Below are 18,554 nucleotides of genomic sequence, written 5' to 3'. Positions count from 1 at the left end.
GATGGGCGAGGTAGACGCCCGAGGGCCAGTCGTCTCCGGTCTCGACCTGGTAGGGCGGCCACTGCCAGTCTTCGTCGGCGCGGCCGTCGGGCAGGTGCTCGGCGCGCAGCCAACTGCCCAGCCGCACGGGCACCAGTCCGTCTTCCCAGCGGTAGATGGCGATGCGAAAGCGCGGCGCGTCGCCCGAGACGTGCAGGGTGAGCGTCTCGCCCGCCCGCACGCTCGGGCGCCCGGGGTAGGCACGGATCATACCGGCAGCTCCGGCTCGCTGCGCTTGGTCACCAGGAAGGGCGGGATCGCCAGTGCGTGCAGGGGCATCTGCCGGAACGCGGCGACGGCCTCGAAGGGCGTCTCGACGATGGGCTCGTCCTTGCCATTGAAGGAGGTGTTGAGCAGCACCGGCACCCCGGTACGCACCTCGAAGCCGGCCAGCAGGGCGCGCAGCAGCGGGTCGTCCGCGGGGCCGACGGTCTGCAGGCGCGCGGTGCCGTCCACGTGGGTAATGGCCGGCAGCATCGGCGCGACTTCGGGCCGCACCGGCGCGGCGAACTGCATGAAGGGAGACGGGCCGGCCACGTCGAAGTAGACGGCGGCGCGCTCTTCCGGCACCACCGGGGCGAGTGGGCGGAACCATTCGCGCTGCTTGACCCGCGCATTGATCCAGTCGCGGATGCGGTCGCGGCGCGGGTCGGCCAGGATGCTGCGGTGTCCGAGCGCGCGCGGACCGAACTCGCTGCGGCCCTGGTACAGGCCGATCACGCGCCCGGTGCACAGCAGGTCGAGCATGCGCGCGCACAGGGCGTCGCGGCCGCGCGGCCGTTCGACCACGAGGTCGGTGGCGCCGTCGAGCGCCGCTTCGATGTCGGACAGCTGGGGTGGCGGGCCGAGGTAATCGGCGCTCCAGCGGAAGTCGCAGGGCCGGCCGGCCAGCTCGGTGAGACCGTAGATGGCGCAGCCGAGGGCGGTGCCGGCGTCGCTCGGCGCCGGCGGCAGGAACACGCGGCGGAACGGGGTCTCGCGCAGCAGGCGCTCGTTGGCGGAGCAGTTCAGGGCCGTGCCGCCGGCGAAGCACAGGTGCTCGGCCCCGGTCTGGCGGTACAGCCAGTGCGCCAGCGCCAGCAAGGCGTCCTCGAAGGCGCGCTGTCCGGCGGCGGCCAGGTTGGCGCAGTCGGTGAAGCGCGCTTCCGCGCTGCCGAAGCGGAAGCGGCTGCGCTCGCGCAGCAGCGAGCGCCAGGCGGACGGGATGCCGACCGCCATGCCTTCGACGTCGAGCGGCGGCAGGCCAAGTGCCGCCGGGTCGCCGTAGGGGGCCAGGCCCATCACCTTGCCTTCGTTGCCCTCGCCCGGGAAGATCGCCTGGGTCAGCAGGAAGTAGAACATGCCGAGGCCGACGAGGCGGCCGTCGTCGCGGTCCCAGACCTGCTTGCCGATGCAGCGGATCTCCTTGCGGCTGGCGCTGTAGAAGGAAGAGACCTCGCGCCAGTCGCCGGGCGTGCTGGCGGCGCCGCTCCAATGCTCGGTGAAGTCGGAGACCGGGCTGCCCTGGCCGTCGATGACCATCACTGCGGCCTCGTCGAAGGGGGAGGGGTGGAACACGCTGTACAGGTGAGCCAGGTGGTGCGAGATGCGCGCACGCCGGCTGTCGCGCGCCAGTGCCAGCGTGGCGGCCAGCTCGTCGTCATAGACGGGTAGGCTGCCGATTTCTTCATCGGACGAGAAGCATTCGACGACGATGTCGACCGGGCGCTCGAGCCCGGGCAGGCGCGGCGCATAGTGGTCGCGCAGGTCGCCGGGCTTGCCCCAGTGGTGCTTGTGGCGCGTGAGACGTTCTTTCTGGATGGCCCAGGCAAGGTGTGAGCCCTGCATGAGGCAGATGCTGGCGTCCTGGGTCCGGTTAATGCCAAGCACAACTGGGGTGTCGTCCATCGGTGATCTCCTGGTGTCGGGGGCGATGCAGCGGACAGCCCAACTTTGAGCCTGCTGAGCAGGATTAGTTCACTTCGTTTGTGGCGGAATCGGTTCTTAAGAGAGGTGGAAGAAGGGCGCCGCGAAAGGCGGTATGATCGGGTTATTGCCCTGTCCGCCCTAGCCGAACCGACCATGCTCCAGACCCCTTCCAGCTTCACGCCGCTGTTCGCGCAGCAATCCGACCCCGCGCCCCTGAGCTTCTTGTTCCACGGCGGCCGCCTGCTGGTGCGCGAGCATGACCTGGCGCTGCCCGACGCCGCCACGCTCGACCGGCTGGAGGTGGACCGCGCCCGCCTGCAGCCGCTCGGCCTGTACGGCGAGCGCTATTGCGAGACGGGCTGGTTCGACAGCGAACCGGCGCTGCCGCCGGGCTATGCCCTGCGCAGCCTGCGCTCGCTGTTCGCGGACATGGACGAGGCCTTGCTGGGGCTGGCGGCGCGCGCCGCCCAGGTGGCGGAATGGGCGCGCACCCACCGCTTCTGCGGCGCCTGCGGCAGCGGCACCGTGCTGGCGGCCGGCGAACGCTGCTACAAGTGCGTGCAGTGCGGGCACATGGCCTACCCGCGCATCTCGCCGGCCATGATGGTCCTGATCAGGAAGGGCGACAGCGTGCTGCTGGCGATGCACATCGCCTCGCCGACCAAGCGCTTCGTGCCGCTGGCCGGGTTCCTGGAGGCGGGCGAGTCGGTGGAAGAGGCGATCCACCGCGAGGTCTACGAGGAGGTGGGGCTGCGAGTGCAGAACCTGCGCTATTTCGCGAGCCAGTCCTGGCCCTTCCCGCATTCGCTGATGCTGGCCTTTACGGCCGACTACCTGGATGGCGAGATCCGCGTCGACACGTCGGAGATCTCGGAGGCGCGCTGGTTCGGGCCGGACGACGAATGGCCCGAACGGGTGCCGCACATTTCAGTGTCGAGCGTGCTGGTGGACGCCCACCGCCCACCAGGGCGCTAGCGCTCAGGACTGCGCCGGCGCATTCTCCGTGCGTACGACAACTTGAGGCTGCGGCTGGGGCTTGGCCCCGGTGCCGCGCAGCTGCACCGCGCGCTGCAGCAGGTCGAACCAGAACGGGGCGCCGAACAGCGTGGTGCCGGCAGTGATCAGCCAGCCGGCCACCTGCAGGGCAAAAGCGGTGTCGAGCCGCGGCGGGAAGCTGCTCCAGCCGATCGGCATCGCCCACAGTTGGCGCAGTGCCTCGGCGTCGAGCGCGCTCGGGGCGGCCTTGATCTGGGCGGCCAGCGCCGGGTTCTGCCACAGGGTCTGGAACAGGTGGATGCTGTCGATGTTCAGCAGGATGGTGAGCAGCAGGGCCAGCAGGAAGGAAATCAGGAGCTGGCGCCGTTTGTAGACGCCGGACAGGCGCTCCATGGCGCTGTTGAACCAGCCGGCGATGCCTTCCTGGAAGCGCTGCAGGTCCCCGCTGGACTGGCGGTACAGGGCCAGCAGCACGCGCCTGACCTGTTCGTCGGGCAGGGCTTCGATCGCCGCCTGCAGCGGGATGGCCGGATTGCTGCGCAGCGAATCGAGCAGTGCGATCGCGAAGTGGGCAGGTTCGATGTAGGATGGCCGCACCGATAGTTTGCGCCGGGCAGTGGTGCTGCCGTGCGGATTGACCAGCGGATGGTCGTACAGGCTTTGCGCCAGCGCCTCGCAGCGCGGGTCGTCCAGCATGCGCTTGACCGCGTCGAGCAGCATGTTGGCGCGCAGGCTGAAGGCCGCCGCCAGCGCTTCCTGAAAGGTACTGACGACCAGCGCCAGGGTGCCGTAGCAAAACGTCAGGCCGATGGCGACTTCGAGGACCGTGCTGCCGAACATGGCGATCTCCCAGGACTGGAACCGCCTTCCACGCTACCGCTGTTGTGCGCGGCGACATTAACTTTGCTCAATAAACCGGCAGCCGCCGGAACCCTTCCCGCATTTTCTATATACTTGCGGCAATCGATTTTTTAAGGTTCACCATGTCTGACAAAGAAGCTTTCACCGAACACGACTGGCGCCGCCTGCTGACCAGCCTGGGCGAGGATCCGGACCGTCCGGGCCTGCAGGAAACGCCGCACCGCGTGGCGAAGGCCTGGAAACACTGGACCTCGGGCTATGACCAGGATCCCGTCGAAGTGCTCAAGGCCTTCGAGGACGGCGCCGAGGAATACAACGAACTGATCGTGGTGCGCGGCATCCCGGTCTACAGCCATTGCGAGCACCACCTGGCGCCCTTCTTCGGCAAGGCCACGGTCGGCTATCTGCCGAACGGGAAGATCGTCGGCCTCTCCAAGCTCACCCGCCTGGTCGACATCTTCTCCAAGCGCCTGCAGGTGCAGGAGCGCATGACGATCCAGATCGCCAACGCGCTGATGGAAGTGCTGGAGCCGAAGGCGGTGGGCGTGGTCGTCAAGTGCCGCCACATGTGCATGGAAAGCCGCGGCATCCGCGCCATCGGCGAAGAGACCATCACTTCGGCCCTGCTCGGTGAACTGCAACCGAACCTGGCTTTGCGTACCGAGTTCCTGGCGCTGGCACGCGACTAGGACTAAGCTGTAAAGGCGGGCTGCCGCGCCCGCCTTGGAACCTGTTCCGGATCGCCGGCCTCCAAGTGATTTTCGGAGGACGCGCCATGGATCGTCCGGCATTTCCCAGCGATATTTCTCGCGAACAGTTCGAGCCCGTGCGCGGCATGCTGGAAGCGGCGCGCCGCAAGACCCGCCCGCGCAAGCACGACCTGTACGACGTGTTCTGTGCCGTCCTCTATTTCCTCCACACCGGCGCTACCTGGCGCAGCATGCCGGCGGGCTTTCCGCCCTGGCGTACCGTGCACGAATACTTCACGCAGTGGACCATGCTGCGCGATGGCGACCGCAGCCTGCTGGAAAGCGTGCTCGAGAAATCGGGACGCGAAATGGAACTGGCACAGCTGAGGCGCCTGCTCCACCGCCATTGAGCTGAAGCAGTCGCACGCGACATTGTCGGGGAATTGTCACAATCTGTTGCACTTCTTGAAAAGTGCGTCAGCCGGGCTCGGCTAAGCTACAGGAAAGCTTATCAATATTTTATCTTCGAGCTGGCGCCATGTTCGAGCACCTCAACCTGATCCTGTTCTCCACCCTCAACGCCCAGGCCGGCCTGACCGGCTGGCAGTTGATGGCTGCCATCTTCGCCGCGCAGTGGCTGATCTTCGTGATGCCGCTGTCGCTCGTCATGCTGTGGCTCGGCGGCGGGCCCGGGCGCGAGGTCGCGCTGCGCGCCTTCATCGCGGCCGGCTGTGCGCTCACGCTGAACGCGCTGATCGGCCATTTCTGGTACAGCCCGCGGCCCTTCGTCGCCGAAGTCGGCCAGACCTTCCTGCTGCATGCCCCGGACAGCTCCTTCCCGAGCGACCATGCCACCAGCATCTTCTCGGTGGCCCTGGTGCTGGCGTTCAGCCGGGTGCAGGAAGCGCGCCGCGTCGGATGGATGCTGCTGCTGCTGCCGCTGGCGCTGGTAGTGGCCTGGTCGCGCGTCTACCTGGGCGTGCACTGGCCGAAGGACATGGCGGGAGCGCTCCTGATGTCGGCGTCGATGGCCTTGCTGGTGCAGACGCCGGCCGTGCGCGCGGCATGCGCACAGGTGCTGCCTGTGGTGGAAAACCTGTACCGCCGCGTACTGGCGGTACCGATCGGGCGCGGCTGGCTGCGCCCTTGATGATGTCGATGATGGCCGGGTAGGGCGGCGCGGCCGGCAACGACCTGGTCGCCACCTGCGTCGGGCGAGGAATCCAACGCACGCAGGACGCGTGGACGGTTTCCTGCGCCGGCCGCGCTTTCCTACGCTTATTGTTCCGCAGGAGTACCGGCAGCGGCGGCGGCCTCGAAGACCAGCTTGTCGTGTTCGTCGAGGTGGAAGCTGCCCAGCGCCTGGCCGGTGACCGCATTCGCTTCCGGCGCTTCCAGTTCGGTACAGCCCTGGGTTTCCACCTGCCAGACATCCTCGCCCGAGCGCAGCGTATATACGTCGGGCCCGCTTGCGAACAGCTCGATCTCCAGCCCCGACAATGACACCTTGCCCAGCTCCAGCTGGCGCTGGCAGTCCGGCATGCGGGCGACGATGAGGCGCAGCGTCGCCTCCTTGCGCCAGAAATAATCCTGCAGCACGCGCACGCTGAGCGCATGTTCCTTGCCCGCGATCGGGTAGCTGGCCGAATCATTGACGCAGCCGGCCAGCAGCAGTGGTGCAAGAAGTGCAGGGAGCAGGTAGAAGGGCTTGCGCATGGCGGTTCCGTGGTCAGATGATGCGTAAAGGCATTGCCTGACGGAGTATAGAAGCGGCATGGGGCGGGCGCAACTGCGCGTCCCCTCCCGCCCGTTCAGAAATCGGTACCCAGGGTGAGCGACGCGACGGTATGGCGCGGCACTGGCAGCGACGCGCGGAACTCGGCGCTGCGGCGGATGGCCCGCAGTTGCGCGAACCAGGGACCGTGCTCCCGGCCGCGGGTGCCGGGAAAATCCAGCCGCAGCCCGGCACTCAGCTCGCCGACCCAGCGCCGCGGCTTCACGCCAGGGTCGTCCTTCCACGGCCGGCCTTCGAGGAACAGGTTGTACGCCATGCCGCGCGCCTCCGCGCCCAGCACCAGCGTGCACTGGACCCAGCGCCGCAGGCAGATCGTGTCCAGGGGCCCGAGCCGGTTGACGATGCCCGGCGGCGCTGGCGCGACAGGCGGCAGGTTCTTGCCGATCGTGACGCTCACGGCGCCGGCCGCATAGCTCATGATGCTGCCGAGCGCGAGCCGCCAGTGGCCGGCCGTGCGCAGCTGCACGTCGCCCACCAGGTCGCCCGACAGGCCTGGACAGGCCGAGCGCCGCTCCACCGATACCAGCACGGCCAGGGTGTTGCCGACCTGGTGGTCCCAACCCTGCGGCCGCGGACGGTCGAGGATGCGGTGGAACAGTTTCTGCGCCGGTTCGGCCAGCGACAGCCTGCCGGTCACACCGGCCTGGGCCGTCAGGGTCGTGATCGATGCGCCCTCCGGCGCCAGGAGCAGCCACTGGCGCTCCACGTAGAGCAGGCCGGCCCAGGGGCGGTCGAGGGGCTGGGGCGCGGCCACGGTGATGTCGCCCGGGGTGTACATCAGCTGGCCCAGGCTGTGCTGGGAAAACAGGAAGCGCGCGTCGCCGCAGCCGAACAGGCGGCAGGCGGTACCAAGCAAGCGCCGGGTGAGCGCACCGCGGTCGTCTTCCGTACTACGCGAGACGAACTGGATGCCGTTGGTGTAGTAGCGGTCGGTATTGAAGCGGCTGTCGTTTTCCCAGACCAGAAAGCCTGCCGTGGCTGGCGTTTCCTGGCCGCTGCAGGGAAGCATGACAAGGAAGGCGGAAAATGCGAGAAGGCTGCCGATGGCGCGCATGGGTCGTCCTTTCTTATTCGAAACATCCTCCAGTCTTGTGCTTGCGTTAAAGCGCTTCTTGATCCACGGCAGGAAGCCTGCAGATTCGAGGCGCGCAACGCCGTTTTCGGATTTGCGCGAAGATAGGGCGCATGAAACAGAACGACACCAAGCAAGAGACCAGCACGCCATCCGGCATCGAGCTGCTCTCGCCCGAAGGCGGCAAGCCGGTCAAGATGTGGACGCAGGGCGTGCCCGTCGAGCGTGAAGCCAAGGAGCAGCTGGAAAAGCTGGCGCAACTGCCTTTCGTCTTCCACCACGTCGCCGTGATGCCGGACGTCCATGTTGGCAAGGGCTCGACCATCGGCAGCGTGATCCCGACCCTGGGCGCGGTGATTCCCGCCGCGGTCGGCGTGGACATCGGCTGCGGCATGATGGCGGCCAAGACCACCCTGCGCGCCGGTGACCTGCCCGATAACCTGTCCGGCCTGCGCAGCGCCATCGAGCAGGCGGTGCCGCACGGCATGTTGCCCAAGGTCCGCAACAACAAGGGCAGCCGCGATGTCGGTTCCTGGAACACCCCGCCGCCACCGGTCGATGCCGGCTGGGCCAAGCTCAAGGACGAGTTCGACGCCATCTGCCGCAAGTACCCGAAGCTGCGCGGCACCAACAACTACAAGCACCTGGGGACACTGGGCAGCGGGAATCACTTCGTCGAGGTCTGCCTGGACGAGGAAGGCTCGGTGTGGGTAATGCTGCACTCCGGTTCGCGCGGGGTCGGCAATGCCATCGGCACCCACTTCATCGAGCTGGCGCGCCAGGACATGCGGCGCCACATGGTCAACCTGCCCGACCAGGACCTGGCCTACCTCAAGGAAGGTACGCAGCACTACGACGACTACGTAGAGGCGGTCGGCTGGGCCCAGAAGTTCGCGCGCATCAACCGCGAAGTGATGATGCACAACGTGATCCGCGCGATGCGCGAGGTGATTCCGAAACGCTTCGAGACGCACGTGGAGGCAGTCAATTGCCACCACAACTATGTGCAGAAGGAGAAGCACTTCGGCAAGGACGTGTTCGTCACCCGCAAGGGCGCGGTGTCGGCGCGCGAAGGCGAGCTCGGCATCATCCCGGGTTCGATGGGCGCCAAGAGTTTCATTGTGCGCGGCAAGGGCAACCCGGAAAGTTTCAACAGCTGCAGCCACGGCGCCGGGCGTGTCATGAGCCGCACCGAGGCCAAGCGCCGCTTCACGCGCGCCGACATGGAGCGCGCCACGCAAGGAGTGGAATCGCGCAAGGACGAAGGCGTGATCGACGAGATCCCGATGGCCTACAAGGACATCGACGCCGTCATGCATGCGCAGCGCGACCTGGTCGAGGTTGTACACACCCTCAAGCAAGTGGTGTGCGTCAAAGGCTGACGCTTTTGGCGATGTGCAGCAGCTCGGCCGGCGTGCCGAACTCACGGTCGGGCGCCACCCGCCGCAGCGCCTCGATCGGCGCATAGCCCCAGCTCACCGCGCCGAAGGCCACCCCGGCCCGGCGCGCGGCATCGGCGTCCAGCGCCTGGTCGCCCACATAGAGCGCATGCGCCGCCGGCACCGCCGCGCGTTTCACCACCTTGCGGATGCGCCCGGCCTTGCCGAACATCGACATCCCGCATTCGTAGTGGCCGAACAGGGCGCTCAGCCGCGGGCCAAGCACCAGGCGCACGTTCTGCTCCGAGTTCGAGGACACGATCGCCAGCCGCACGCCTTCGCGGTCCAGCGTGTGCAGCACCTCGCCGATGCCGTCGAACAGCGGGATGCGCGCCGCGTTCTCGCGCATCAGCCCGATGAAGCTGCGCGAGGCCAGCGGCAGCTTCCATGCCGGCATGCCGACGTGACGCATGATCGTGCGGGTATCGTGGTGGCGCAGCTGCTGGGCTTCTTCCGCGGCGATGCGGCGAAAGCCGAGCTCGTCGGCGATCTGGTTGAACACGCTGATGAAGAAGGGGAAGGAATCGGCCAGCGTGCCGTCGAAGTCGAAGATGGCGAGACGGTAGGACATGGGGGGCAATCTTCAGGCGGTTCCGCCGTTGGCGCGCAGCACCTGGCCGTTGACCCAGCCCGATTCCTCGCTCACCAGGAAGGACACGATGCGCGCGATATCGCCCGGCTCGCCCAGCCGCTCGAGCGGCGGCAGCTTGGCAAAGTGATCGATCTGCTCCTGGGTCTTCCCTGAGAAGAACAGCTCGGTGGCAACCGGCCCCGGTGCCACGGTGTTGACGCGAATGCGGCGTCCGCGCAGCTCCTTGGCGAACACCGCGCCCATCGCCTCCACCGCGGCCTTGCTGGCGCTGTAGATGGCGTAGCCGGGCAGCTTCATCGCCAGCACCGTGGTGGAGAAATTCACGATGCGCCCGCCGTCGTTCAGGCGCCGCGCCGCTTCGCGCAGGGTGTTGAAGGTGCCCTGCACGTTGACGCCGAAGGTCTGGGCGAACAGCTCGTCGGAGGTATCGGCCAGCGGTATGGTCTTGAGTACGCCGGCATTGTTGACCAGCACGTCCACCTTGCCCAGCTCGCGTTCGGCAGCGTCGAACAGCGCACGCACTTCCTCCGGGTTCGCCACGTCGGCCTTCACCGCGACCGCCTTGTGGCCGCAGGCATGCAGGGTGGCGACCACGCGCTTGGCCTCGGCCTCGTTGCTGGCGTAGTTGACGACCACCTGGTAGCCGTCCTCGGCCAGCCGCTGGGCCAGGGCGGCGCCGATGCCACGCGAGGCGCCGGTGACGATCGCGACTTGTTGAGCGTCCTTGTTCATGCTGTCTCCTGTGGTGAGTGGATACCTGCATGATGCACCAGGATCGATCAACAGAGCCCGGACTTGTCCATGATGCAGGTTGTAGCCACGCGGCGGCGCTCCACGTAGTCAGGCTGGGTCAGGATGGCCGGATCCTCGCTGGGACAGTCGCCGCCGCTATTGCAGGAGATCGCCTCGAGCTGCACCACCTCCTTCGCGATCGCGGCGCCGGCGCCGTCCTCGCCCTCGTTGAAGCTGCGTTTCGTGCAGCGTACCGTTACCCGAAAGCCGCTATCGGCTGCGAAGTCGGCCAGTGTCGTTGTTGCGCAGTTTCCCTTGCTCAGCTGGTAGAAGCCCCACTCGAGGCCGCCGCGCGCGGCCAGGCTGGCGCGCGCGCCGAGCAGGGCGCTGTCGACCGTGGCCTGCTGCGTGCCGGTCATCCGCAGCAGCGCCACGCATATGCCGGCCACGACCACCAGCAGCACCACCGCCGCGATGTAGGCGAAGCCCGATTGGCCTGTTCGTTTCATGGCACGTTGCTCACATGGGCGCCCAGCGTCAGCGCGACCGATTCGCCGCCGTCGGCCAGGGTCAGCTGCAGCTGGACGAAGCCGCTCTGCTGGGTCGCGCCCTGGTTGGGCGAGTAGACGAAGGCACAACTGGCGACCTTCGAGGCCAGCACCGGCGCGTCTTCCGGTACTGTGCAGCTCTCCGCCTGCGCAAGCGTGCGGGCGACGCGATACAGCACGCCCTGGCCGCGCCCGTCCTTCAGCCCGGCGTCCTTGCACACGTAGCTGACCACCTGCTCGCCGCCAGGCACCACGACGAAGCGTCCATCTTCGTAGCCGAAGGGAATGCGCGTCGGCGTCACGCCCAGGCGGTACGTGCCCTTCCAGGCATCCGGTCCCTGAGCGTCATGGGTGGTGACCGAGGTGATGGACGAGACGTTGCTACCGCCGTAAACGTCCTCCGGGTTCTGGTTGCCGATCACGACCAGGTCGCCCACGGCCGGGCGCGTGGTGAAGGGCGTCATCACGTCGAACTGTGTGGCGGCGATGTCGTGGTCCAAGTAGGCATCGCCGCTGCGCCCCGGCACGACGTCGGGCCCGGCGCGGAAGCGCCCGCCGTCGATGGTCGGGACCAGCTCGAGGCATCGCGCATTGCCGAGCCTGAGCGAATTCGGCACCGCCGCCCGCACTTCCTGCACGATGCGGCGCAGGGCGGTATCGGCCTGGTCGGTCAGCGCGGCGCGCCGGCCCACCGCGAGATAAGCCTGCATGGTGGGAGCGATCTGCAGCGCCAGGATGCCGCCCAGCACGCCGACCAGCACCATCACGATGACCAGCTCGACCAGGGTAAAGCCATGCTGGCGTTTCATGGCGTCTTCCACGGGCGGGTGCGCCAGCCGCTCAGCGACAGCTGCCGGTCGCCATGGGTGACGGTGACCGTGACGCGCAGTGCGTCCCCGGCCGGAATGCCCTCCAGGACCACGCCATTCGATTCGACCCGCACGCTGACGCCATAGGCTTCCAGTCCGTCGATCGGCTCGCCGTCGATGTCGCGGATGCCGCTGCTCGCATAGCCGGGGTTGGCGTCGTCCAGGCGATCGTAATCGCGCACGTCGTTGAACTGGGCGCGGGCCGGTTCCGCGACCTCGTCAGCGGTGACGTCGAAGGGCTTGAGCAGCACCTCTTCCAACATGCTTTCACCGATGGCCAGCATCTGCTGGGTGATCACCGGATCGGCGCTGGCCAGGTTGGCGCGCGTGAAAGCCGCCACCAGGCCGCCCAGCGCGGCGCCGATGATGACGATGGCGACGATCAGTTCCACCAGGGTGACCCCTGCCATGCGCCTATTGAACATAGCCGGTGCTCCCTTCGAACACGATGCGGCGGCGCTCCTTGCCATCGAGGTGGATGAGGACGGCGCCGCGCACGCTGTCGCGGCCGGCCGCGCTTCCTGTTATCAGGCCGTTCGGCTGGAAGAACAGGGTGTGGTCCGATGCCGTCACGCCCGTGGCTGTGGTGGTGGCGCCGTCCGCGTCGAGCGCGATGCTGCACCCGGCCGCCGCAGGCGCGTCGGCCAGCCGCAGGGTGACCGACGCACCGCCGACGGTCGCGCACACCAGCCGGCGCCGCGCCACCGCCGTCTTCTGCGCGCTGCGCAGCGCGCTCGCGACCTCGTCGCCGAAGGCGGCGGCGGCGAAGCTGTTGTCGCCCACGAGCCTGGGCACCCCGATCGCGGCCAGCACGCCGATCAGCACCATCACCATGATCAGCTCGACCATCGTGAAACCCCGTTCGGCACGCGATCGAGTCAATTGAACACCTCGCGCACGTGGATGATGCGGCGGTTTTCCGGCGTGTACACGCCGAAGGTGGCGCGCCCGGAAGGATCCCTGGTCTCGGTTGTGCCGCAGCCGTTCACGACCGGGCGCAACCAGGGCATCCTGGCGCCGGCCGAGTCGACCTGGGTCCCGGCAAGCTTGCCGATGCAGGCATTGTCGCGCTTGTCGCTGCCCAGATTGGCGGCGATGTCGACCGGGCCCGGCCCGCCGGCACTGACGCGCAGGTTGAAGGCGGCGGCGCCCTTGACCAGCTTCAGTCCATCGGACGGGATCGTTTTTTCCAGGCTGACGCCGGCGCTGGCCGGCCTGAAGGCGAACGCGTCTGCCGGGATGACGGTGGCGCTGTCGTCGCTGTGCAGCAGCCAGCTCTTGCCGGTCCAGTATTCGGCCGTGACCGGCACCGACAGCGTCGCCTTGTGACTGCCGAAGCGGTTGCCGATCCGTAGTCGGCCGCTGCGGATGATGGGCATTGCGGCGTCCTCGGCCGTGGCCGGCGCGGCCGAGGAGACGTCGCCCGGCGAGGCATTGCCGTTGCGGGCGCGTAGGCGGATCTGCGCGGGCGCGCGCGGAGACTGGCTGAACACGTAGCTCGTCTCGACCAGGGCAACGCCGTCGACGAACATGGCGTCGCCGATCGTCGCGGCGGACAAGGCGCCGGGAGGCGAAGCGAAGGCGGCGCCGTTCTTGTCGTTCGCTGCCAGCGTCACGGGTTCGCTCAGCTTGCGAAGCGCGCTGTAGTTGAGCGTGACCGCCCCCGCCTTGTTCATGGCGCTGACCCGAAGCGGGAAGGGCTCGCCCGCGTAATAGATGGAGCGCGGCGTCGCCAGGGCCACCTCGAAATAGGCCGGGATGAAGGGGCCGGCCGTGCCGCTGCAGCCGCCGGCGCCGGCGGTGTTGGTGTTGCCCGAGGCGCCCAGGCCCGTGCCGAGGAAGTCGGACAGGCGCGCCTGCAGGTCGATGTTGCCGACGTCGGGCCAGCTGGCGGCTACCTTGGCGACCCCCGAGCGGAACATCGGCGCGGCCGCCGCGATGCTGCGCTTGTTGCCGCCCTGCGCGTGGCACGCCACCTCCAGGGTGACGGCATGGCTGGTTGCCAGCGCGTCGTTCAGGGCCTGGGTGTCGAAGTTCGGCGTGGCCGCGCCGGCGACGTTGCGCGCGGTGAGCGTGAGCGCGAACTCGGCCCCGGCCCGGATCGGCCCGGCGGCAGGCTGGATCAGGAACGACGCCGGCGCCGTGACGGCGCTGCCTTCGCCGCTGGCCTTGCCTTTCGCACCGTCGACGACGGCGTTCAGCCTGATTTCGCCGGCGTCGGCATAGCTGTACGAGAACTGCGCGCTGCCATCGTCCTTGAAGGTGGTGTCGAGCGTGCTCTTCGTCCCCGGAGTGCAGGCCAGCGGGCTGCCGTCCAGCACGGGCGCCAGCGTGCCGGTCTTCGGCTTTGCGTAGCTGCAGGACAAGGTCACCTTGTGCTGCTCGTTCTTGAACGCCGCGATGCATGCGCTGTTCTCGTCGTTCGCCCTGACCGCCTGCAGCGTGGCCAGGATGCCGCCCGTGCCGGCCGCGTGGGGAGGAACGCTCAGCTTGAGCTTGGTCCCGCCGGTGAAGCGCATGAAGCAGCTGCCGGTGTTGTCGCTGGTGCGGTAGCATTGGCTCTCGGGGGTGCCCGTCGCGCCGGTCACGGCCAGCTCGACGCTGCCGGCGGCGATGCGGGTGAGCTCGACCACGGCCGAGCCGGCGTTCTCGACGATCGTGAAGTCCTTTCCCAGCAGCCTGCCCGAGACCGTACCGGCGAAGTGCGGCGCGGTACAGGTGGCGTTGGCGCAGGCGGTGACGGTGATTTTCTCGGGCAGGCAGGTGTCGCCTTCGCCGTCGTGGGTGATCAGGAAGCGCTGCGGGCCTTTGGACGCCGCAGGACCTTCGCAACGCGGGCCATTGGCGGTATTGACGGGGAAGCCGCTGTTGTTGGTCACGCAGTCGCACTTGCCGGTGGCGGTTCCCTTCTTGCAGAAGATGGTGCCGGCGACCCGTCCGGCCCACTCCAGCGTGGCCCAGTTGACGCTGGCGTTGCCTGTGATGAGGGCATTCGAGGATTGCAGCAACAGGTTGCCGGTATCGACGCTGCCCTGGACGGTGTTCCCGGACCCCATGCTGATGCTGGTGGTGGCGTCGACGTTCCCCTCGATCCTGCTGCCCGAGGCTTGCATGTCGAAGACGCCGGTCGCGACGTTGCCGGTCACGGTATTCCCGGAGCCCATCGTGAACGAGGTGGTGGCGGTGATGTTGCCGTTCACGGTACTGTTTGTTGAGAGCATGTCGAATACCGGAGCTGTCACGCTGCCGGAAACCGTACTGCCCGACGCGAGCGTGAACCTGCTGCCGGCGCTCACGTTGCCGGTAATGGTCGTCGACGACGAGGTGGTAATCGATGCGCCGCTGACGTTGCCCGTGATTTTCGATCCGGAACTGATGGAGATCGTCCCTTGCGCCGCCAGCTTGCCCTTGATCGTCACCTGCGCGCCGCCGAGCTGGATGGCGTTGGCGCTGACATCGGCCGTCATCGACTGCGCCGAGCTGCCCATGTAGAAGGTGCCGCCGACGACGAAGCTGCCGCCGGTCACATCGAGCCTGGCGGGATTCAGGTCCGCAAGGCTGAAACTGCCGGTGCAGACCAGCCGCGAACCGGCGCGCATGACCAGGCGCTGGTTCCAGCCGAAGGTGAAACTGTTGTTGAGCTTGAGCGTATAGCCACTGGCGATATTGATTTCGTCATTGCCTTTGATGGCGAAACTCGCGGGACAGTTGTATTCCTTGTCGGTCAGGGTGCAGTCGCCGGCGGGATTGCCGTCGAAGTTGAAGACGGCGGCCTGGGTGGCGCCGCTGCCGAGCAGCCCCGCCAGCGCGAGCGCGAGCACCGGCAGCCAGCGCCGCAAGGCTCGGTAGCCCCGCGGTGCTTGGCTGGGGAACAGCATCGCGAAAAGGGATGGGATGTACACGGTTGGACCTGCACTGAAGCATGGAATCCCAAGTGTGCACCAGAATGGCTGCTTGCAACAACGTATTTTTCCCTTAAGGAAACATTCGTGTATGCATGGACGCAACAGCGGGCGCAGCCCCCTTCCGCGGCAGGCCGTCAGGCGGCGATCGCCGTCTCGTCCGTGCCCGCGATCGCCAGGTGGCGGTTCACCGCCGACAGCACCGCGCGGAACGAGGCCGTCACGATATTGCTGTCGATGCCCACGCCGAACAGGGTCTGGCCGCTGCCCACGCGCAGTTCGACGTAGCAGGCGGCGCGCGCATCGGCGCCGTGGCCGATCGCATGCTCGTGGTAGTCCATCACGCGGATGTCCAGGCCCAGCGCATTCACGAAAGCGTCGATCGGGCCGTTGCCCTTGCCCTGCATGGCTTGCGGCGCATGGTGGCGCGTCAGGTCCAGCGCGATCTCGACGCCGTGCGCGCTGTCCTCCGTCATGCGGTGCGCCACGTACTGCCAGGGGCTGTCGTGTTCCAGGTATTCGCTTGCGAACAGCGCGTGGATGTCGGCGGCGGCGATTTCGCGGCCGGTCGAATCGGCCACGCGCTGCACCGCGCGCGAGAACTCGATCTGCAGGCGGCGCGGCAGCTCCAGGCCGTATTCCTGCTGCAGCAGGTAGGCCATGCCGCCCTTGCCGGACTGGCTGTTGACGCGGATGACGGCGTCGTAGCTGCGTCCCAGGTCGGCCGGGTCGATCGGCAGGTAGGGCACTTCCCAGATCGCATCGGCCTTCTGCACGGCGAAGCCCTTCTTGATGGCGTCCTGGTGCGAGCCGGAGAAGGCGGTGAAGACCAGGTCGCCCGCATACGGGTGGCGCGGGTGCACCGGCAGCTGGTTGCATTCCTCCACCAGCTGGCGCACCGCGTCGATGTCGGAGAAATCCAGGCCGGGGTCGATGCCCTGGGTGTAGAGGTTCATCGCCAGCGTCACCAGGTCGACGTTGCCGGTGCGCTCGCCGTTGCCGAACAGGCAGCCCTCGACGCGGTCGGCGCCGGCCATCACGGCCAGCTCGGCCGCCGCCACGGCGGTGCCGCGGTCGTTATGCGGGTGCACGCTGATGACCAGGGCTTCGCGGCGCTCCAGGTGGCGGCACATCCACTCGATCTGGTCGGCGTAGACGTTGGGCGTGCTCGCTTCCACGGTGGAGGGCAGGTTGACGATCATCCTGTTCTCGATCGTCGGCTGCCACACGTTGCTGACGGCGTCCACGATCTGTTTCGAGAAATCGAGCTCGGTGGTGGAAAAGGATTCCGGCGAATACTCGAGGCCCCACTGGGTCTGCGGATGCTGGGCCACCAGTTCCTTGATCAGCTGCGTGCCCTTGACCGCGATCTGCACGATCTCGTCGCGTTCCATGCCGAACACCACGCGGCGGAACACCGGCGCCACCGAGTTGTAGACGTGGACGATGGCGCGCTTTGCGCCGACGGCGGATTCCACCGTGCGGCGGATCAGCTCCTCGCGCGCCTGGGTCAGCACGATGATGGTGACGTCGTCCGGGATGCGATTTTCCTCGACCAGCATGCGCACGAAGTCGAAGTCGGTCTGCGATGCGGAAGGGAAGCCGACTTCGATTTCCTTGATGCCGATTTTGACGAGCATCTCGAAGAAGCGCAGCTTCTTCTCCGGGCTCATCGGCTCGATCAGGGCCTGGTTACCGTCGCGCAGGTCGGTGCTCATCCAGACCGGCGGGCGGGTGATGGAGCGGCTGGGCCACTGGCGGTCGGCCAGCTGGACGGCGGGGAAAGGACGGTATTTGGCGGCGGGGTTCTTCAGCATTTCGTTTGCTCCTGATGCGGTGACACGACGAGCCCGTGGGGGCGGTGGTGTGGCGGCAGGCTGCCGGACGGGCCACGAACGCTAGGCCCGGCAACCGGTCAGTAGCTTTAGCAGGAGACGAAACTGCGCGCGCGAGCCGACTGCCAGCATGGTGCCGGTGGCGGAGAACGACGGGGTGTAAAACGGAATCTTGGACATCGGTACGACTTTCCTTGACTGCTTGTTCGGCCGGCGGAGGCGCCGGGACCTACGGCTTGATTCAAGCGCGTAGTAGCAGGGCTGCCAGCGATAGCGCGCCGGCGGCAGGTAGGGAAGTCGACAGATGCAGGTGGAAGGACATGCGATCCACTCTAAAAGAGGAATGGATCACCTGTCAAGCAGAAATTTGTGCGGTGCACACTACAACTTCTCGAGCAGCCGCGGCAGCTCCTTGATGAAGGCGTCGCGCACCCGCAGTCCTGCTCGTCCATCGGGCCCACGCTGTGCATCCTGCACCAGGCGCGCGAACACGATCGTGCGCTTGCCGTCGCTGGTCCAGCCCACCAGCCATCCGTGCGGCAGCGATCCCGGCTCCGACCCGGTGCCGGTCTTCGCGTACAGGTCCCAGCCATTGCGCAATATGCGGTGGCGCATGAGCGAGGCTGTCATGTCGATCGCCTTGCCCGAGACCGGCAGCGTGCGGTTGACCAGCTTGCGCAGGAACACCGCCTGCTCGTCGGCCGAGATCTTCAGCGAGCTGCCCAGCCAGGCCTGGGTCAGCCCGTCGTTCTTGCCCGGGTTGCCAGAGGCGTCGCGGTTGCCGTAGTCGAAGCGGTCGAGGTAGGACTGGAAGCGCTCCGCGCCGAGCCGGGTCGTCACCTGCTGCGAATACCAGACCACCGAGTGCTTCATCCACCCGGCCGGGTTGGTCGCGGTGCGCCATTCCGGCAGCCAGTCGACGTAGCCTTCGCGGAAGGGCAGCTGCGGCGTGGCCGTATCGACCAGGATGCCGCTGTCGTAGCCCATCAGGCTGATCGCCACCTTGAAGGTCGAGGCAGGCGTGACGCGCTGCTCGCACTGGCCTTCGCGCACCAGGGCCTTGCCGGTTTCGGCATCGACCAGAAGCGTGCAGCTGATTGCCGCCTGGCCAGCGCCCGGCAGCGCAAAACCGGCCAGCAGGGCCAGCCCCATCAGGTATTTCATGTTTGTTACGCCTCCATCAAAGTGGGCAGTATAGCAACCGGGCAATATTTGAACAGGGCACTTTTCTGCAGCGCAGCGCCATCGCTGGTATACTGGTCGTCTGTCGTCGAAGC

The 18,554-nt window shown here is 67.3% G+C and carries 17 protein-coding genes and 1 pseudogene; 5 read left to right on the top strand and 13 right to left on the bottom strand.

The window, feature by feature from the left end:
* Window positions 1–246 precede the first annotated feature (246 nt).
* Window positions 247–1,926: a carbamoyltransferase family protein gene (locus YWC_RS0120620; protein ID WP_027867094.1), complete on the bottom strand. Its 1,680-nt coding sequence runs from the start codon at window positions 1,924–1,926 to the stop codon at window positions 247–249.
* 174 nt (window positions 1,927–2,100) lie between these two features.
* On the opposite strand from YWC_RS0120620, the gene nudC reads away from it, so the two are divergent.
* On the top strand, window positions 2,101–2,922 hold the full coding sequence (gene nudC, locus YWC_RS0120615) for an NAD(+) diphosphatase (protein ID WP_027867093.1): 822 nt from the start codon (window positions 2,101–2,103) through the stop codon (window positions 2,920–2,922).
* Between the two features lie 3 nt (window positions 2,923–2,925).
* Here nudC and YWC_RS30180 read toward each other — a convergent pair whose 3' ends face one another.
* Window positions 2,926–3,783, bottom strand: a complete 858-nt coding sequence (locus tag YWC_RS30180) for a hypothetical protein (protein WP_051306619.1) — start codon at window positions 3,781–3,783, stop codon at window positions 2,926–2,928.
* Window positions 3,784–3,926: 143 nt separating this feature from the next.
* Between YWC_RS30180 and folE the strand changes: the two genes are divergently transcribed.
* The 3 genes and pseudogenes from folE (at window position 3,927) to YWC_RS0120595 (ending at window position 5,643) form a co-directional block, all read left to right on the top strand.
* On the top strand, window positions 3,927–4,493 hold the full coding sequence (gene folE, locus YWC_RS0120605) for a GTP cyclohydrolase I FolE (RefSeq protein WP_027867092.1): 567 nt from the start codon (window positions 3,927–3,929) through the stop codon (window positions 4,491–4,493).
* Window positions 4,494–4,579: 86 nt separating this feature from the next.
* Window positions 4,580–4,855, top strand: a pseudogene (locus YWC_RS30175) (transposase); the annotation flags it as partial.
* A 176-nt stretch (window positions 4,856–5,031) separates the two neighbouring features.
* The gene (locus YWC_RS0120595) at window positions 5,032–5,643 is read left to right on the top strand and encodes a phosphatase PAP2 family protein (protein ID WP_027867091.1); all 612 of its coding nucleotides are present in this window, start codon (window positions 5,032–5,034) and stop codon (window positions 5,641–5,643) included.
* 128 nt (window positions 5,644–5,771) lie between these two features.
* Here YWC_RS0120595 and YWC_RS0120590 read toward each other — a convergent pair whose 3' ends face one another.
* Together YWC_RS0120590 and YWC_RS0120585 are read right to left on the bottom strand one after the other, a co-directional pair.
* Window positions 5,772–6,209 carry a hypothetical protein gene (locus tag YWC_RS0120590; protein WP_027867090.1) on the bottom strand — a complete coding sequence of 146 codons (438 nt, stop codon included), beginning with the start codon at window positions 6,207–6,209 and terminating at the stop codon, window positions 5,772–5,774.
* A 95-nt stretch (window positions 6,210–6,304) separates the two neighbouring features.
* Window positions 6,305–7,342, bottom strand: coding sequence for a lipid A deacylase LpxR family protein (locus YWC_RS0120585; RefSeq protein ID WP_027867089.1), 1,038 nt, complete (start codon window positions 7,340–7,342; stop codon window positions 6,305–6,307).
* A 131-nt stretch (window positions 7,343–7,473) separates the two neighbouring features.
* On the opposite strand from YWC_RS0120585, the gene YWC_RS0120580 reads away from it, so the two are divergent.
* Window positions 7,474–8,742: an RtcB family protein gene (locus tag YWC_RS0120580; RefSeq protein WP_051306618.1), complete on the top strand. Its 1,269-nt coding sequence runs from the start codon at window positions 7,474–7,476 to the stop codon at window positions 8,740–8,742.
* Here the strand turns inward: YWC_RS0120580 and YWC_RS0120575 are convergent.
* From YWC_RS0120575 to blaOXA, 9 genes are all read right to left on the bottom strand, one after another.
* On the bottom strand, window positions 8,732–9,370 hold the full coding sequence (locus YWC_RS0120575; protein WP_027867087.1) for an HAD hydrolase-like protein: 639 nt from the start codon (window positions 9,368–9,370) through the stop codon (window positions 8,732–8,734). The genes YWC_RS0120580 and YWC_RS0120575 overlap by 11 nt on opposite strands.
* 12 nt (window positions 9,371–9,382) lie before the next feature.
* A complete protein-coding gene (locus YWC_RS0120570; RefSeq protein ID WP_027867086.1) occupies window positions 9,383–10,123 on the bottom strand; it encodes an SDR family oxidoreductase in 741 nt (246 codons plus the stop codon).
* A 47-nt stretch (window positions 10,124–10,170) separates the two neighbouring features.
* Window positions 10,171–10,632, bottom strand: coding sequence for a hypothetical protein (locus tag YWC_RS31740; protein WP_051306617.1), 462 nt, complete (start codon window positions 10,630–10,632; stop codon window positions 10,171–10,173).
* Window positions 10,629–11,480 (bottom strand): type II secretion system protein, encoded by an 852-nt coding sequence (locus YWC_RS0120560; RefSeq protein WP_036215249.1) that lies wholly within the window; start codon window positions 11,478–11,480, stop codon window positions 10,629–10,631. Before YWC_RS0120560 ends, YWC_RS31740 begins: the two co-directional genes overlap by 4 nt.
* Complete coding sequence (locus YWC_RS0120555; protein WP_051306616.1) at window positions 11,477–11,950, bottom strand: type IV pilus modification PilV family protein; 474 nt, start codon at window positions 11,948–11,950, stop codon at window positions 11,477–11,479. Before YWC_RS0120555 ends, YWC_RS0120560 begins: the two co-directional genes overlap by 4 nt.
* 4 nt (window positions 11,951–11,954) lie before the next feature.
* Window positions 11,955–12,422 (bottom strand): pilus assembly FimT family protein, encoded by a 468-nt coding sequence (locus YWC_RS33395; protein WP_169728141.1) that lies wholly within the window; start codon window positions 12,420–12,422, stop codon window positions 11,955–11,957.
* Window positions 12,419–15,442: a polymer-forming cytoskeletal protein gene (locus tag YWC_RS32965; protein WP_156923819.1), complete on the bottom strand. Its 3,024-nt coding sequence runs from the start codon at window positions 15,440–15,442 to the stop codon at window positions 12,419–12,421. The genes YWC_RS33395 and YWC_RS32965 overlap by 4 nt, the downstream gene beginning before the upstream one ends.
* Window positions 15,443–15,579: 137 nt before the next feature.
* A complete protein-coding gene (gene leuA, locus YWC_RS0120540) occupies window positions 15,580–17,259 on the bottom strand; it encodes a 2-isopropylmalate synthase (RefSeq protein ID WP_027867082.1) in 1,680 nt (559 codons plus the stop codon).
* Window positions 17,260–17,658: 399 nt separating this feature from the next.
* Entirely contained in the window at window positions 17,659–18,441 is a 783-nt protein-coding gene (blaOXA, locus tag YWC_RS0120530; RefSeq protein WP_027867081.1) for a class D beta-lactamase, read from the bottom strand.
* Window positions 18,442–18,554 lie beyond the last annotated feature (113 nt).

Source organism: Massilia alkalitolerans DSM 17462 (assembly GCF_000427785.1).
GTDB lineage: Bacteria > Pseudomonadota > Gammaproteobacteria > Burkholderiales > Burkholderiaceae_D > Telluria > Telluria alkalitolerans.
Note: the sequence above shows the minus strand (reverse complement) of the source record. Positions and strands in the feature narration are given on the sequence as shown.

Bases quoted from the DNA above. Each gene is read 5' to 3' on its own strand.
- leuA (WP_027867082.1), bottom strand. From the start codon at position 17,259: ATGCTGAAGAACCCCGCCGCCAAATACCGTCCTTTCCCCGCCGTCCAG.
- YWC_RS0120560 (WP_036215249.1), bottom strand. From the start codon at position 11,480: ATGAAACGCCAGCATGGCTTTACCCTGGTCGAGCTGGTCATCGTGATG.
- YWC_RS0120580 (WP_051306618.1), top strand. From the start codon at position 7,474: ATGAAACAGAACGACACCAAGCAAGAGACCAGCACGCCATCCGGCATC.
- blaOXA (WP_027867081.1), bottom strand. From the start codon at position 18,441: ATGAAATACCTGATGGGGCTGGCCCTGCTGGCCGGTTTTGCGCTGCCG.
- nudC (WP_027867093.1), top strand. From the start codon at position 2,101: ATGCTCCAGACCCCTTCCAGCTTCACGCCGCTGTTCGCGCAGCAATCC.
- YWC_RS0120620 (WP_027867094.1), bottom strand. From the start codon at position 1,926: ATGGACGACACCCCAGTTGTGCTTGGCATTAACCGGACCCAGGACGCC.
- YWC_RS0120575 (WP_027867087.1), bottom strand. From the start codon at position 9,370: ATGTCCTACCGTCTCGCCATCTTCGACTTCGACGGCACGCTGGCCGAT.
- YWC_RS31740 (WP_051306617.1), bottom strand. From the start codon at position 10,632: ATGAAACGAACAGGCCAATCGGGCTTCGCCTACATCGCGGCGGTGGTG.
- YWC_RS0120590 (WP_027867090.1), bottom strand. From the start codon at position 6,209: ATGCGCAAGCCCTTCTACCTGCTCCCTGCACTTCTTGCACCACTGCTG.
- folE (WP_027867092.1), top strand. From the start codon at position 3,927: ATGTCTGACAAAGAAGCTTTCACCGAACACGACTGGCGCCGCCTGCTG.
- YWC_RS0120585 (WP_027867089.1), bottom strand. From the start codon at position 7,342: ATGCGCGCCATCGGCAGCCTTCTCGCATTTTCCGCCTTCCTTGTCATG.
- YWC_RS30180 (WP_051306619.1), bottom strand. From the start codon at position 3,783: ATGTTCGGCAGCACGGTCCTCGAAGTCGCCATCGGCCTGACGTTTTGC.
- YWC_RS0120555 (WP_051306616.1), bottom strand. From the start codon at position 11,950: ATGGCAGGGGTCACCCTGGTGGAACTGATCGTCGCCATCGTCATCATC.
- YWC_RS0120570 (WP_027867086.1), bottom strand. From the start codon at position 10,123: ATGAACAAGGACGCTCAACAAGTCGCGATCGTCACCGGCGCCTCGCGT.
- YWC_RS0120595 (WP_027867091.1), top strand. From the start codon at position 5,032: ATGTTCGAGCACCTCAACCTGATCCTGTTCTCCACCCTCAACGCCCAG.